General features: G+C 61.9%; 15 protein-coding genes. 6 read left to right on the top strand and 9 right to left on the bottom strand.

Features of this window, described 5'->3' with window-relative positions; genetic code table 11:
* Positions 1-14: 14 nt before the first annotated feature.
* The 6 genes from BC363_RS32750 to BC363_RS32725 form a co-directional block, all read right to left on the bottom strand.
* Complete coding sequence (locus BC363_RS32750) at positions 15-716, bottom strand: ABC transporter permease subunit (protein ID WP_065784333.1); 702 nt, start codon at positions 714-716, stop codon at positions 15-17.
* Positions 716-1429 (bottom strand): ABC transporter permease subunit, encoded by a 714-nt coding sequence (locus BC363_RS32745; protein WP_065784332.1) that lies wholly within the window; start codon positions 1427-1429, stop codon positions 716-718. The genes BC363_RS32750 and BC363_RS32745 overlap by 1 nt, the downstream gene beginning before the upstream one ends.
* A 125-nt stretch (positions 1430-1554) precedes the next feature.
* Positions 1555-2355, bottom strand: coding sequence for a transporter substrate-binding domain-containing protein (locus tag BC363_RS32740; protein ID WP_065784331.1), 801 nt, complete (start codon positions 2353-2355; stop codon positions 1555-1557).
* A gap of 29 nt (positions 2356-2384) precedes the next feature.
* Complete coding sequence (locus BC363_RS36175) at positions 2385-3188, bottom strand: arginine deiminase family protein (RefSeq protein WP_065784330.1); 804 nt, start codon at positions 3186-3188, stop codon at positions 2385-2387.
* Positions 3189-3219: 31 nt separating this feature from the next.
* Positions 3220-4191, bottom strand: coding sequence for an arginine deiminase-related protein (locus BC363_RS32730; RefSeq protein WP_065784329.1), 972 nt, complete (start codon positions 4189-4191; stop codon positions 3220-3222).
* A 1-nt stretch (position 4192) separates the two neighbouring features.
* Positions 4193-5239 (bottom strand): ornithine cyclodeaminase, encoded by a 1047-nt coding sequence (locus BC363_RS32725; RefSeq protein ID WP_065784328.1) that lies wholly within the window; start codon positions 5237-5239, stop codon positions 4193-4195.
* Positions 5240-5363: 124 nt separating this feature from the next.
* Between BC363_RS32725 and BC363_RS32720 the strand changes: the two genes are divergently transcribed.
* Both BC363_RS32720 and BC363_RS32715 read left to right on the top strand, forming a co-directional pair.
* Positions 5364-5789, top strand: coding sequence for an Lrp/AsnC family transcriptional regulator (locus tag BC363_RS32720; protein WP_025428636.1), 426 nt, complete (start codon positions 5364-5366; stop codon positions 5787-5789).
* Positions 5790-5829: 40 nt separating this feature from the next.
* Positions 5830-6351, top strand: coding sequence for a hypothetical protein (locus tag BC363_RS32715; RefSeq protein WP_065784417.1), 522 nt, complete (start codon positions 5830-5832; stop codon positions 6349-6351).
* A gap of 44 nt (positions 6352-6395) precedes the next feature.
* Here the strand turns inward: BC363_RS32715 and BC363_RS32710 are convergent, their stop codons facing one another.
* The 3 genes from BC363_RS32710 to BC363_RS32700 form a co-directional block, all read right to left on the bottom strand.
* Positions 6396-6824 carry an OsmC family protein gene (locus BC363_RS32710; protein WP_065784327.1) on the bottom strand — a complete coding sequence of 143 codons (429 nt, stop codon included), beginning with the start codon at positions 6822-6824 and terminating at the stop codon, positions 6396-6398.
* 146 nt (positions 6825-6970) lie between these two features.
* Positions 6971-8560 (bottom strand): ABC transporter substrate-binding protein, encoded by a 1590-nt coding sequence (locus BC363_RS32705; RefSeq protein ID WP_065784416.1) that lies wholly within the window; start codon positions 8558-8560, stop codon positions 6971-6973.
* Between the two features lie 10 nt (positions 8561-8570).
* Positions 8571-9257 (bottom strand): XRE family transcriptional regulator, encoded by a 687-nt coding sequence (locus BC363_RS32700; RefSeq protein WP_065784326.1) that lies wholly within the window; start codon positions 9255-9257, stop codon positions 8571-8573.
* Positions 9258-9464: 207 nt separating this feature from the next.
* On the opposite strand from BC363_RS32700, the gene BC363_RS32695 reads away from it, so the two are divergent.
* From BC363_RS32695 to BC363_RS32680, 4 genes are read left to right on the top strand one after another with little or no spacing between them, the layout of a single operon-like run.
* Positions 9465-10454 (top strand): ABC transporter permease, encoded by a 990-nt coding sequence (locus BC363_RS32695; RefSeq protein WP_244519998.1) that lies wholly within the window; start codon positions 9465-9467, stop codon positions 10452-10454.
* A 12-nt stretch (positions 10455-10466) separates the two neighbouring features.
* A complete protein-coding gene (locus BC363_RS32690; protein ID WP_053249024.1) occupies positions 10467-11372 on the top strand; it encodes an ABC transporter permease in 906 nt (301 codons plus the stop codon).
* Positions 11372-12205 carry an ABC transporter ATP-binding protein gene (locus tag BC363_RS32685; protein ID WP_065784324.1) on the top strand — a complete coding sequence of 278 codons (834 nt, stop codon included), beginning with the start codon at positions 11372-11374 and terminating at the stop codon, positions 12203-12205. The genes BC363_RS32690 and BC363_RS32685 overlap by 1 nt, the downstream gene beginning before the upstream one ends.
* Entirely contained in the window at positions 12202-12942 is a 741-nt protein-coding gene (locus BC363_RS32680; protein WP_065784323.1) for an ABC transporter ATP-binding protein, read from the top strand. Before BC363_RS32685 ends, BC363_RS32680 begins: the two co-directional genes overlap by 4 nt.
* Positions 12943-12962: the final 20 nt, after the last annotated feature.

Below are 12962 nucleotides of genomic sequence, written 5' to 3'. Positions count from 1 at the left end.
TGCGCGCCTTGTGCTTATGCCTTCGCCGTGCGGTAGCGGGTCAGCCGCTTTTCGACGACGTTCATCACCCGCGTCAGGATGAAGACCACGGTGAAATAAATGATGCCGGCCGCGATCAACGGCTCGAATATCAAAAGCGACTGGCGCTGCAGCATGCGTGCGGTGCCCATGACCTCGAGAATGGTGATTGTCGAGGCAAGCGAGGTCGTCTTCAGCAGGATGATGAGATCGCCCGTCAGAACCGGCAAGCAGGAACGCAACGCCTGCGGCAGCGTGATGCGCCGGAGGATCAGCGACGACCGCATGCCGATCGACTTGGCCGCCTCGATCTGCCCGCGCGGGATCGCCTTGATCGCACCGCGGATCACTTCCGCGTTGTAGGCCGCCTGATTGAGGCTGAGCGCGAAGATCGCATACCACAGGCCGTCACGAAGATACGGCCACAGGAAGCTGTGGCGAACCCAGGTTCCCGGCAGGATCTGCCCGAGGCCGTAATAGACGAGATAGATCTGCACGAGCAGCGGCGTGCCGCGAAACGCGAAGGTGAAGACATAGGCCGGCATCGACAGGATGCGGCGAGTCGAAAGCCGCGCGAGCGCGACAAGCGTGCCGATGACCAGGCCGAAGACACCGGCGACGGCCGTCAACAGCAGCGTCAGCGGGGTTGCCTTGATGAGCGCCGGCAGGAAGCCGATAACGTTGGAGATCGTTTCCATCAATGGTGCCCCCGGTTCAGGCGGCGTTCGATCTGAGCGATCACCAAGGCTGAGACGAGCGTGATCAAAAGGAACAGGACGGCCGTCAACCCGTAGAAGAAGATGTATTGCTTGGTGCCTGCGGCAGCGCGGTAGCCGGTATAGAGCAGTTCGCTGAACGAGCCGAGCACGCTGATGATGGCGCTTTCCTTGGTGATGGAAAGCCAGAGATTGCCCATGCCAGGCACGGCGTGGCGCATCATCTGCGGCAGCACGATACGGCTAAGGACCTTGCGCGGCCGCATGCCGATCGAAACCGCTGCCTCGATCTGTCCCGGCGGAACAGCAAGGAAGGCCGAACGCAGCACTTCCGTCATGAAGGCGCCGGAGACGAAGGCGAGCGCGATGATGGCCGCCCAGAACGAGCTGAACTGGAACGTCTCGGCGACGAGACCTAAATGCTTCAGCAGCCGTTCAGCGCCGCTTGCCACCGAGAAATAGAGAAGCAGGATGACCAGCAGTTCGGGAAGCGAACGCACGACGGTGGTGTAGATATCGGCCAGCAGGCGCGGCAAGCGGTGCTTCGACAGCTTTCCGGCGGCACCCAGCAGCCCGAAGACGACCGCGACCGCATAGGCGACCACGGACACCTGCAGCGTCATCACCAGGCCCCAGGCGAAATCGTCGCCCCAGCCCTCGCCGCCCCAGGCAAGCAATTGCCAGTAATAGTCCATCCGTCGTTACCTGTTCCCGATTGGTGTCGTCAGCCAAAGGCTGCGATGATGCCCCGGACGCTGCGGTCCGTTTGGCCATCGAGGGCGAAGGGGCTCGGCCCCGACGCCCTCGAAAAAGTCCGTGACTACTTCTTGCCGAAGATCCACTTGTCGACGAGCGTCTGGATCTGGCCGTCCTTTTCCAAGGCGGCCAGGCCGGCATTGACCTTGTCGAGGGCTGCTGCGTCACCCTTGCGCACCGCATAGGCAACGCCTTCGCCGAGAACGACGTTCTTCGGTACGACGACCTTGACCTCGTAGTCCGCGCCGTCGGGCGACTTCAGGAACGTCTGGATGTAGAGGTCGGGGATCAGAACGTAGTCGACGCGACCGGCGACCAGATCGGCGACGGAATTGTCGGCGGTATCGTAGCTCTTCGCCTCAGCGCCCGGCAGATACTTGGCGACATAGGCCGACTGCACACTCGAGGTCTGGACGCCGATGATCTTGCCCTCGACGCTGGCCGGATCGATGATCTGGCCGGTACCATCAGCCGCATCGATCGTCTTGATCTCGCTGGTGTCGGACTTGAGACCGACGAAGGACGTGCCCTCGGTGTAATAGGGCGTCGAGAAGTCTACGACCTTACGGCGCTCATCGGTGATAGAGAACGCGCCGATGATGAAATCGACCTTGTTTTCCTTCAGCGACGGGATAAGGCCGTCCCACGCCATCTGGTTGATGTCGCACTTCACCGCCATCTTTTCGCAGAGTGCGCGGGACAGGTCGGCCTCGAGGCCCTCCCATTCGCCGCCGGCGTTGACCTGCGTGAAGGGCATGTAGGGCTCGGGCGTCATGCCCAGGCGCATCGTGTCCTCGGCGAAAGCGGCGCTCGCCGCCATGGAAAGGGCGATCCCTGCGAACAGGGCCGACTTGAACGTTCTCATGATATTTCCTCCGCGAATATGTGTCTGAATCAGAGCGTGTTGCTGAACCAGCGCAGCGACATGCAGGACAGGCCTGCATCGATCTTGCCGATTTCGGTGGTCTTCAGCGGTGCGACCTTGTAGCCGAGCTTGTCGAGCATCTCGATCGTGCGCGGGAAGTCGGAGCCAACCATGACGACATCGTTGACGCGCAGCGCGTTGGCCGCCGGCTCTTCGCCTTCCGGAATGATGACCTGCTTGAAGCGGTCGAACACACCCGACTTGGCGAGACGAGCAGTCGAAAGCACCGTTTCCTCGTCGAGAAGCGAGCAATCGGTCTTGAAGTGCAGCACGCCTTCGGGTGTCGCGACGATCTCGCTCTTGCGGCCGAGCTTGTCGAGGCAGGCCTGCAGCGCTTCGGCGCCGACCTTGTCGGTGCGGGCCGAAAGACCAATCATCACGCTTTCACGAGTCGTCAGCACGTCGCCGCCGTCGGCAAGACCAATGCCCGGCAGGTCGAGAACCGTCTCGAACATGTTGCGAAGGGTCGGCTCGATCTCGATGGTTTCCTTGACGCGGGTCGCAGCACCCGGGCGCAGCAGGATCGCGCCTTCGGTGAAGACCAGCGCCGGATCTTCGACGAAGATCGAATCCGGGAAGGCTTCCAGCGCCGGAAGAACGGTGACCTTCACGCCCGCATCCTTCATCGCCTGGATATAGGCGTCGTGCTCGGCCTTCACGCCCTCATAGGTCGGATTGCCACGGTCGTCGGCACGCAGGCCATTGACGACGGTGGTCGACGGCGTGCGGACGATGATGTTGTTGAAAGAGTAGACGGGGCGTGCTTGCGACATTTGTAGGACCTTTGGCTTGGATGAGGTGCTTCTATCGATCGGATGTGGCGGCGTAAAGCTTTTGCGTACCGGCTGGTTCTCTGCGCGACAAATGCACGCCGGCGAGCATGCAGCGCACAGAGCCGCCGGCAAGCTCGATGGTCGGCACGTCGAAGGCGAGCACGCGGGCGGAAGTTTCAAGCGCCTTGATCTGATCCGGGCGGAGCGATGCAAGCGCCCGCGCCGACATCACGACGACACGTCCATCGGCGCCGTCGAGTTCGATGGCGTTGCCGGCAAAGTTCTCGATCTGATCGATCGTGAGATCGATGACCTGCCGGCCGGTTTCTTCCAGCCGCGCGCAAATCTCCTGCCGCCGTGCGGCGTCGGGGATCATGCTGGTGCCGATCAGCGCAAAATCCGTCCCGATGCACATCAGCACATTGGTGTGATAGATCGAGTTGCCATGGCGATCGACCGCGCCAAAAACCATCGGCTCGAAATTGAAGTGGGTGCAGAAGCGCTCCAGCGCCACCTCGTTGGTGCGGTTCGATCGCGCCGCGTAAGCGACGCGACCGATATGGTCGAGCACCATGGCGCCGGTGCCTTCAAGGTAGACGCCGTCCTTTTCCAGGCCGGAATAGTCGATCACGTCCTGGACGCGGTACTCGTTCTTGAGCATCTCGATGACGTCGGAACGGCGCTCGCTCTGACGGCTTTCCGAATACATCGGATAGATCGCCACATGTCCGCCGGAATGGGTGGAGAACCAGTTGTTGGGAAACACCGAATCCGGACGCGTCACCGTCTCGTCCTCGAACAGGTGGACCGCAACACCGGCAGCCGCCAGACCGTCGGCCATGCGCGTCACTTCGTCGAAGGCGGCCGTTGCAATCGCCGAGGGCTGGCGCGCCTCGTCGGTCGACTGAAAGGCATTGTCCTTGGCCGTCATCGGGTTCGGGCCGAAATGGTGCGGACGGATCATCACGACGCCCTTGGGCGCCTGTACGGACAGTCTCTTCATCTCAGGCAACGCTCCGCTCGGCAACGACGACCGGCTGCCTGAACAGACCGTAGAGGTCGCGCGGATGCTCCGGCTGCGTCGTCAGGTCGAGTTCGGTGTAGAACGCCGTGCCCTGGATCCTGTCGCGAAGGAAGCGCAGCGCCGAAAAGTCTTCGGTGGCAAAGCCGACGGAATCGAAGATGGTGATCTGGGAGCTCGAGCGGCGCCCTTCCGCCTCGCCGGCAATCACCCGCCAGAGCTCGATGACCGGAAAGTCCGGCGCCATCTGCTGGATTTCGCCTTCGATCCGGGTCTGCTCCGGATATTCGACAAAAACGTCGGCGCGACGCAGGATGTCGCCCTGCAGTTCGGTCTTGCCGGGGCAGTCGCCGCCAACGGCATTAATGTGCACGCCGGCGCCGACCATGTTGTCGGAAAGGATCGTCGCGTTGCGTTTGTCGGCCGTCACCGTCGTGATGATATCGGCTCCGGCGACAGCCTCTTCGGCCGTTTTGGCGACGACGATGTCGAAATCCATATCGGCGAGGTTCTTCTGGAACTTGTCCGCCGCTTCGATGTCGATGTCGAAAACCTGCAGACGCTTGATGCCGAGCAATGCTCGGAACGCCAGCGCCTGGAATTCAGATTGCGCTCCAAGACCGATGATCGCCATCGAGCGGGCATCGGGGCGAGCGAGGTATTTTGCCGCCAGCGCCGAGGTCGCGGCGGTGCGCAGACCGGTCATGATCGTCATCTCGGAGACGAGACAGGGATAACCCGTGCTGACATCCGAGAGAACACCGAAGGCGGTCACCGTCTGAAGTCCGACATTCGGGTTCTTCGGGTGGCCGTTGACGTATTTGAAGCCGTAATGCTCGCCGTCGGACGTCGGCATCAGTTCGATGACGCCCGTCTTCGAGTGGCTCGCAAGCCGCGGGGTTTTCTCAAAAGCGTTCCACCTGCGGAAATCGTCTTCGATATATTCCGCAAGACCCAACAGGAACGTTTCAATGCCGATCGATTTGACCAGCTCGATTACGTTGCCGACACCGACATACTGAACCACGATTCCAACTCCATCGGGAAATTCGATGAGGTCAGCCTAGGCATGCAAGAAGCGAGTTGAAATTTTAAACTTGCGTAATATTTGAAGAAAGATTGCGCAATTTGCACAATTGCGCTATACGTTTTTCATGCATATCTTCGATGATCTTGACCATCAGCTTATCTCGCTCCTGCGAGAAGACGGCCGAGCGCCCTACTCCAAGGTCGCCTCGGTTCTCGGCATATCGCGGGCAACGGTGCAGACGCGCATCGACCGCCTGCTCGAGACCGGTGCGGTGCTGGGTTTCACGCTGCGCGTGCGCCAGGATTACGACCAGCGCGCCATCCGTGCGATCATGATGATCGAGGTCAGCGGGCGCACAACCACCAAGGTCATCAAGTTCCTTCGCGGCCTGCCCGAACTCTATGCTCTCCACACCACCAACGGCGCCTGGGACATGGTGGCCGAAATCCGCGCCAACAGCCTCAGCGACTTCGACCGCATCCTGCGCGAAGTCCGTGACGTCGAAGGCGTGCTCAACAGCGAGACGAGCATTCTTCTCAGCACCATCTGACAGGGGCGCATCGCCGCGCCCCGCAAACACAGGCATGACCGTGAGCCATATTCCCCAGATCGATTACGACACCGCTTCCGACGTTATCCGCGCCGCCCATGACGAGGAGGTCCGCGTCCGTGGCCGCATGACCAATATGAAGCGCACGCTGCTGCATTCGCCGACCGCGCACCGGATCTATGCGGAGTGGTTCACGCTCAGGGAGGAGTTGCGGCCGGCGCTCGACGATCGGGCAGTCTGGCTGCTCTCGCATGCGATCTCCGAGGCGATGAAATCGCCGATCGCAATGGGTTTCTTCCGCCGCGCCTTCGCCAATTCCGGCGTGGACTTTCATTCGCTCGTGCCGACCGCTGACGAACAGCGGCTGATCGATTTCGGCCGGGCGATCGTCGCCAATTCCAATGCGGTGCCCGCCGAGATCTGGGCTGGGTTGAAAGCACGCTATGACAATGCGGCGCTCGTCAACCTCGTGGCGTTTGCGGGGATCATGGTTGCAACCGCATTGTTCAACAATGTCGTCGAAGTCGAATTCGACGGGGAATTGGCGCCGTTCATGGACTGAGTGAGCAATGGCCCGAGATAACCGGGCCACTGTTGGCAAGAGCATCAATCGGCGTAGCGGGTGGTGAATTCCGGGTTGCCGCGCAGGGTGTTGCTGACGGTGCAGATTTCGTTTTCGGCCGCCTCGGCAATCGCATGCCGGGTCGCTTCGTCAAAATCGCCCTTGATATCAAAGACGATCTCGAATTTCGCGATGCGTGACGGTTCGTCATGCGCCTTCTCGCCCGTCACCTTGGCGCTGACTTCGGTCAGCCGGTCCAGGACGCCAAAGCGGCTGGCGGCAATGCGGGCACTCAACACCAGGCAACTGGCAAGCGAGGCATAGAGCAGGTCGAGCGGTCCGTAGCCCGGCTGCGACGGCCCCGTCACGATATCCAGTTCACCACCGGTTACCGACGTCACATGCGGGAACCCGGTTTTGCCCACGACGGCTGTGGCGCCTGTTTCTCGCGTCCTTACCTTCACGTCTGCCATTTTATTCGCCTTCTCCAAAATTCACGAAATCGGGCTCAACTATTACGCAGAAATCCCAATCCGGTCGTCATGCCGCGGGCCACACGTGGCCCACGGCTCTGATATGTCCGTGCTCAATCGCTGGCGCAAGTGAGCGCGCGCAGGAATCAGTTCTTCTTGACGAGGCGATAGAAGACGAAGTCGGACGTGGCGCCGTTGACGTAGCCTTCGACCCTGTCCTTCATCGCGACCTGGGTCGCGGCCTGGAACATGATCACGATCGGCGACTTTTCCTGCACCTTGCCCTGCAGGTTGACATAGAGCGCCGAACGCTTGGCCGGATCGGCTTCCTTCAACGCGGCCTTCGTTGCTTCATTGAGCTCGGCCGGAACTGCCCAGCCGTTACGCCACGTGGTCGTCGACTGGTACTTGTCGTCCGCATTGTCTTCGTTATAGGCGAAGGCCTTGGCGTTCGAATGCGGGTCCATGAAGTCCGGGCCCCAATAGAGCAGCATGGCTTCATGCGTGCGGGCACGGTACTTGGTGATGACCTGGCTGCCGGTGCCCGGGATGATGTCGAACGTGATGCCGGCTTCGGCGAAGGAAGCCTGCAGCGACTGCGCCATGTCGGTGAACGGCGTCGAGTTGATAACGTCGAGCGTCACCTTGATCGGCGTCTGGATGCCCGCGTCTGCGAGGATCTTCTTCGCCTTTTCGACGTCGTAGGTGTAGGGGGTTTCGTCGAGCGAGCCGGGGAAGCCCTTCGGCCAGAAGGCCTGGTGGACGTCCATCTGCCCCTTGAGGAAACTATCGGTCATGCCCTTGTAATCGACGAGGTACCGGGCAGCTTCCCAGACGGCTTCCGGCTGCAGCGCTGCGGCCTTCTGGTTGAACGACAGGAAGTGGACGGCCGCCTGCGGATAGGATTCGACCTTCATGCCGCCCTTGGAGCCGAGGCCCGCGACCTGGTCCGGCGTCAGGTTCTTCGCCATGTCGACGTCGCCGGTTTCAAGCATCAACTGCTGCGTTGCGGCTTCCGCGACGTGGCGGATGATCACGCCCTTGATCGCCGGAGCGCCACCGAAATAGTTCGGGTTGCTCTGCAGGTTCAAGAGTTCGCCGGCGCGGAAGGCCTTCAGCACGAACGGGCCTGAGCCGGCCGAGTTCGCCTTGAGCCAGGCATTGCCATAGTCGCCATCGGCTTCGTTCGCCTTGACGGCTTCCGCATCGACGACCGAGGCCGGACGTGCGGCCAGAACGTTGAGAACGAAGGCCGACGAGAAGTCGCCTTCATATTTGATCGTGACCTTGTTGCCGTCGGCGGTCACCATCTTGTCGATGTTTTCAGGGGTCCAGCCGAGCTGTGTCAGGATGAAGGCAGGCGCCTTGTTGAGCACGACGACGCGCTTGAAGGAATAGGCCACATCTTCGCCGCGCAGCGGGTTGCCGGAAGAGAAGGTCACACCATCACGCAGGGTGAAGGTGATGGTCTTTGCAGCATCGTCAGCGGTCCATTCGCTGGCAAGTCCCGGTGCAAGCTTCAGAACGTCAGGCGCATCATATTGCACCAGACGATCATAGGTCTGCGTCACATATTCGCCGGACGAAAACTCGTAGGCTTCGGCCGGATCGATGCTGACGATATCGTCGATGTTCTGGGCAACGACCAGCACTTCGGCCGGGGTCTCCGCCAGGGCTGCCGGCGCCACGCTCAGCATAAGGGACGCCGCGAAAACCGCGGCCTTGAACATTCTCATCATCGCTCTCCTATTTTCGATGAGGTTTGGTTTTTGTTGTCGTCGCCGGCTTGGATGCCGCCTGGGGCATGCCGGTCTCGCTGGGCAAGGGTGCGCGGGACCGGAACAACGGCAAGGTGCCGGTCCAGATCAGCCGGACGGGCGCATCCGTCCTGTTCCACCAGTAGTGTGGCTGGATGCCCCGAAAGTGCAGGCCGTCGCCGTGAGTAAGCGTGGTCTCGTCATCATCGAGACCGAACAGGATTTCGCCCTCCAGCAGATAGACCAGTTCCTCGCCCTCATGGCTGAACACCTCCGAACGGTGTCCGGCGGGGATGGTGATGACGAAGCTGGACAGCTGGTTTCCAGCGAAATCCGCACCGATCCGCTCATAGGACACGGGCGACCCGCCGACGGAAAAGACCATACGCTCGCCGGCCCGCGACAGACCGGTGTCGATCGCCGGCGCCAGGATGAAGTGGTTGAGTTCGGCGTTCAGCCCCTGGGCGATCTGCGCGAGCGTGCCGAGCGAGGGCATGGCGAGGTCACGTTCGATCTGGCTGAGATAGCCGACCGAGACGCAGGCGGCATCGCTCAGCGCCTGCAGCGTCATATGCATCTGCCGTCGCCGTGCGCGCACCAGCGCGCCGATCCGCGGCTGCCCAGCAGCTGTGGTTTTGCCGGACGCTGCCTCTGCATCCTCAGATGGCACGGTCACGATGGATTCTCCTCACCAGTAAAATTTTTTTGATTTAAGCAAACTTATTTATATACTCCAAGCGAATTCTTGCGCTATCGACAGCCGCGAAGCCAAGCGAACGAGGGATGGAATCGCCACGTGGCAAATAACAACACGACGACAGCGCCCGCGCCGACGCGCCGCGCCGGGGCGCAAAGCCCGGGCAGACGGCGCCTTTTTTCGCTCCTGGGTTTTCTCGTCACGCTTGGCGTGACCTTCATCGGGCTGCTCGCAATCACCTTCTTCATCGGGCGTATCGTGCCGATCGATCCGGTGCTCGCCGTCGTCGGCGACCGCGCCCCCGTTGCCGTCTATGAGCGTGTCCGCGAGGAGATGGGGCTTGATCGGCCGCTGGCGGCGCAGTTCGTCAGCTATGTCGGCGATGTGGTCACCGGCAACTTCGGCACTGCGGTTTCGACAGGAAAACCCGTGATCGAGGATCTCGCCCGAGTCTTTCCAGCCACCCTGGAGATGGCAACGCTCGGCATCATCCTCGGCGTGCTGATCGGCGTGCCGCTCGGTGTTATCGCCGCAAGCCGCCGCGGCTCCTGGCTCGATCAGGGCATCCGCGTCGTCGGTCTGCTCGGCTATTCAGTGCCTGCCTTCTGGCTCGGGCTCGTTGGGCTGGCAGTCTTCTATGCGAAGCTGAAATGGGTCGGCGGCCCCGGCCGGGTCGACATCTTCTATGACGGCGTCGTCACCCCGATCACCGGCCTTATCCTCGTCGACAGCATCATTGCCGGCGACTGGGAGATCTTCCGCAACGCGGTCTGGCACCTCATCCTGCCGGCGTCCTGCCTCGGATTCTTCTCACTGGCCTATATCGCCCGCATGACGCGATCTTTCATGCTGGACCAGTTGAGCCAGGAATATGTGACCACGGCACGGGTCAAGGGCGTGCCGGAACGGCTCGTCATCTGGCGCCATGCCTTCCGCCCAATCCGCGTGCCGCTGATCACTGTTATCGGCCTTTCCTATGCCGGCCTGCTCGAAGGCTCCGTGATGATCGAGACGATCTTTTCCTGGCCGGGCATCGGCAACTACCTGACTGTCGCCTTGCTCAACGCCGACATGGCCGCCGTTCTCGGCTCGACCCTGGTGATCGGCGCGGTCTTCATCGGCATCAACAAGATATCGGACGTGCTCTATCGCGTGCTCGATCCGCGTGCGCGCTAGGGAGAAGCGGACATGACAACACTTCGCGACTGGCTGATCGACGACAGCCCCGCCTCGCCGATGCAAGCGCGCCTCGGCAGATTCTACCGCATCTTCGGCGCGCTGATGCACAATCCGCTCGCCGTGGTCGGCGCGATCATCATTCTGGTGCTCGTTTTGACCGCGCTGTTCGCGCCCTGGATCGCGACGCACGATCCGCTGCGCCAGGCGCTCGGCGAGCGGCTGCTGCCGCCGAGTGCCGCTCATTGGATGGGAACCGACGAACTCGGTCGGGACATCTGGTCGCGCGTCGTCTACGGCGCACGCATCACGCTTGCGATCGTGACGCTGGTCGCGGTGCTTGCAGCACCTGCCGGCCTGGTGATCGGCGTTGCCGCCGGCTATTTCGGCGGATGGGTCGATCGCATCCTGATGGGCATCACCGACATTTTCCTGTCGCTGCCCAAGCTGATCCTGGCGCTTGCCTTCGTCGCGGCCCTCGGCCCAGGTATTGAAAACGCGATCATCGCCATCGCCATTACCTCCTGGCCTGGCTATGCCCGCGTTGCCCGCGCCGAAACGCTGACCTTCAAGAACTCCGAATTCATCTCGGCCGTGCGTCTGCTCGGGGCATCGAGCCTGCGGGTCAACCTCGGTCACGTTCTGCCGCTCTGCACCTCGTCGATGATCGTGCGCGTCACGCTCGATATGGCAGGCATCATCCTGACCGCAGCCGGCCTTGGTTTCATCGGGCTTGGCGCCCAGCCGCCGCTTCCCGAATGGGGCGCGATGATCTCGCGCGGCCGCTCCTTCATTCTCGACCAATGGTGGGTGGCGACCATGCCCGGCTTTGCGATCATTCTCGTCAGCCTCGGCTTCTGCTTCCTCGGCGACGGCCTGCGCGACGTGCTCGATCCGAAGAGCGGGGAGCAACGCTGATGAACCCGCTTCTCGAAATCGAAAACCTGCGCGTCACCTTCCCGACGCCGCGCGGCGACCTTGAGGTCGTACGGGGCCTCTCCTTCACGCTCGGCCGCGAACGCCTCGGCATCGTCGGCGAAAGCGGTTCGGGAAAATCGATGACCGGCCGCTCGATCCTCAAGCTGGTGCGTGCACCCGGCCGGGTGACGGCAGACAGACTGGCCTTCGACGGCATCGACCTGCTGACGCGCTCCGAACGGCAGATGCGCGCCATCCGCGGCGCACGCATCTCGATGGTGATGCAGGATCCAAAATTCTCGTTGAACCCGGTGATGACGATCGGCGAACAGATCGCCGAAGCACTGCTGACGCATCAGCGTCTGCCGCGCCGCGAGGTGAGCAACCGCGTTCACACCATGCTGGAATCGGTCCGGATCGCCGATCCCGAGCGCGTTGCCAAGCTTTACCCACATGAAGTTTCTGGTGGCATGGGCCAGCGCGTGATGATCGCGATGATGCTGATCCCGGAACCCGATCTGCTGATCGCAGACGAACCGACTTCGGCGCTCGACGTCTCGGTGCAGGCCCAGGTGCTCGACATCATCGATGAGCTGGTCAAGCGCAAGGGCATGGGCCTGATCTTCATCAGCCACGACCTCAACCTTGTTTCGAGCTACTGCGACCGCATCCTGGTAATGAACACCGGCGAGGTGGTGGAAGAGTGCAAGGCGGGCGAGTTGATGAACGCCAAGCATCCCTATACTCGCGGCCTGATCGCCTCGATCCCGCGCCTCGACGAAACCCGGAACGAGCTTCCCGTGCTCGACCGCAGCGCATGGGCAAAGAAATGACGGCGCTTTCTCTGAAGAACCTCGATATCTTCTACGGCGACGCGCACATCACGCACGACGTCAATCTCGAGATTGCCGATGGCGAGAGCTTTGCGCTTGTCGGTGAAAGCGGTTCCGGCAAGTCGACGGTGCTGAAGGCGATCGCCGGCCTGGCTCCCGAGTGGACCGGCGAGATCGACGTCTTCGGCAAGCGGCGTAGCCACGGCATCGACCGGGCCTTCTCCCGTCAATGCCAGATGGTGTTCCAGGACCCCTACGGCTCGCTGCATCCGCGCAAGACGGTCGACGCCACGCTCGGCGAAGCGTTGACCATCCACGGCATCGGCGATCGCAGCGCCCGCATCGAAGAGGTGATGTCCTCCGTCGGCCTCGACCGGAAATTCCGCTTCCGCTTTCCGCACCAGCTCTCCGGCGGCCAGCGTCAGCGTGTCGCCATCGCAAGGGCTCTGATGCTGAAGCCGAAGGTGCTCTTGCTCGACGAGCCCACCTCGGCGCTCGATGTGTCGGTGCAGGCCGAAATCCTCAACCTGCTCAATCGGTTGCGGCAGGAGCAGAATCTTACCTTCCTGATGGTCACCCACAACCTGCCGGTCGTTTCCTTCCTCTGCGACCGGCTGGCCGTCATGCGGCAGGGCCGCATCGTCGAGGTGGCCGATGTCGCCGACCTCAAGCGTGGCGACCTCAAGGACCCCTATTCGCGCGAACTGATGCACATCAGCGCCGCGCACGCGAGCTAAACAACCTCCCAAGGACATAT

Source organism: Ensifer sp. LC384 (genome assembly GCF_001695865.1).
GTDB lineage: Bacteria > Pseudomonadota > Alphaproteobacteria > Rhizobiales > Rhizobiaceae > Ensifer.
This window is presented reverse-complemented; position numbering and strand designations above follow the sequence as displayed.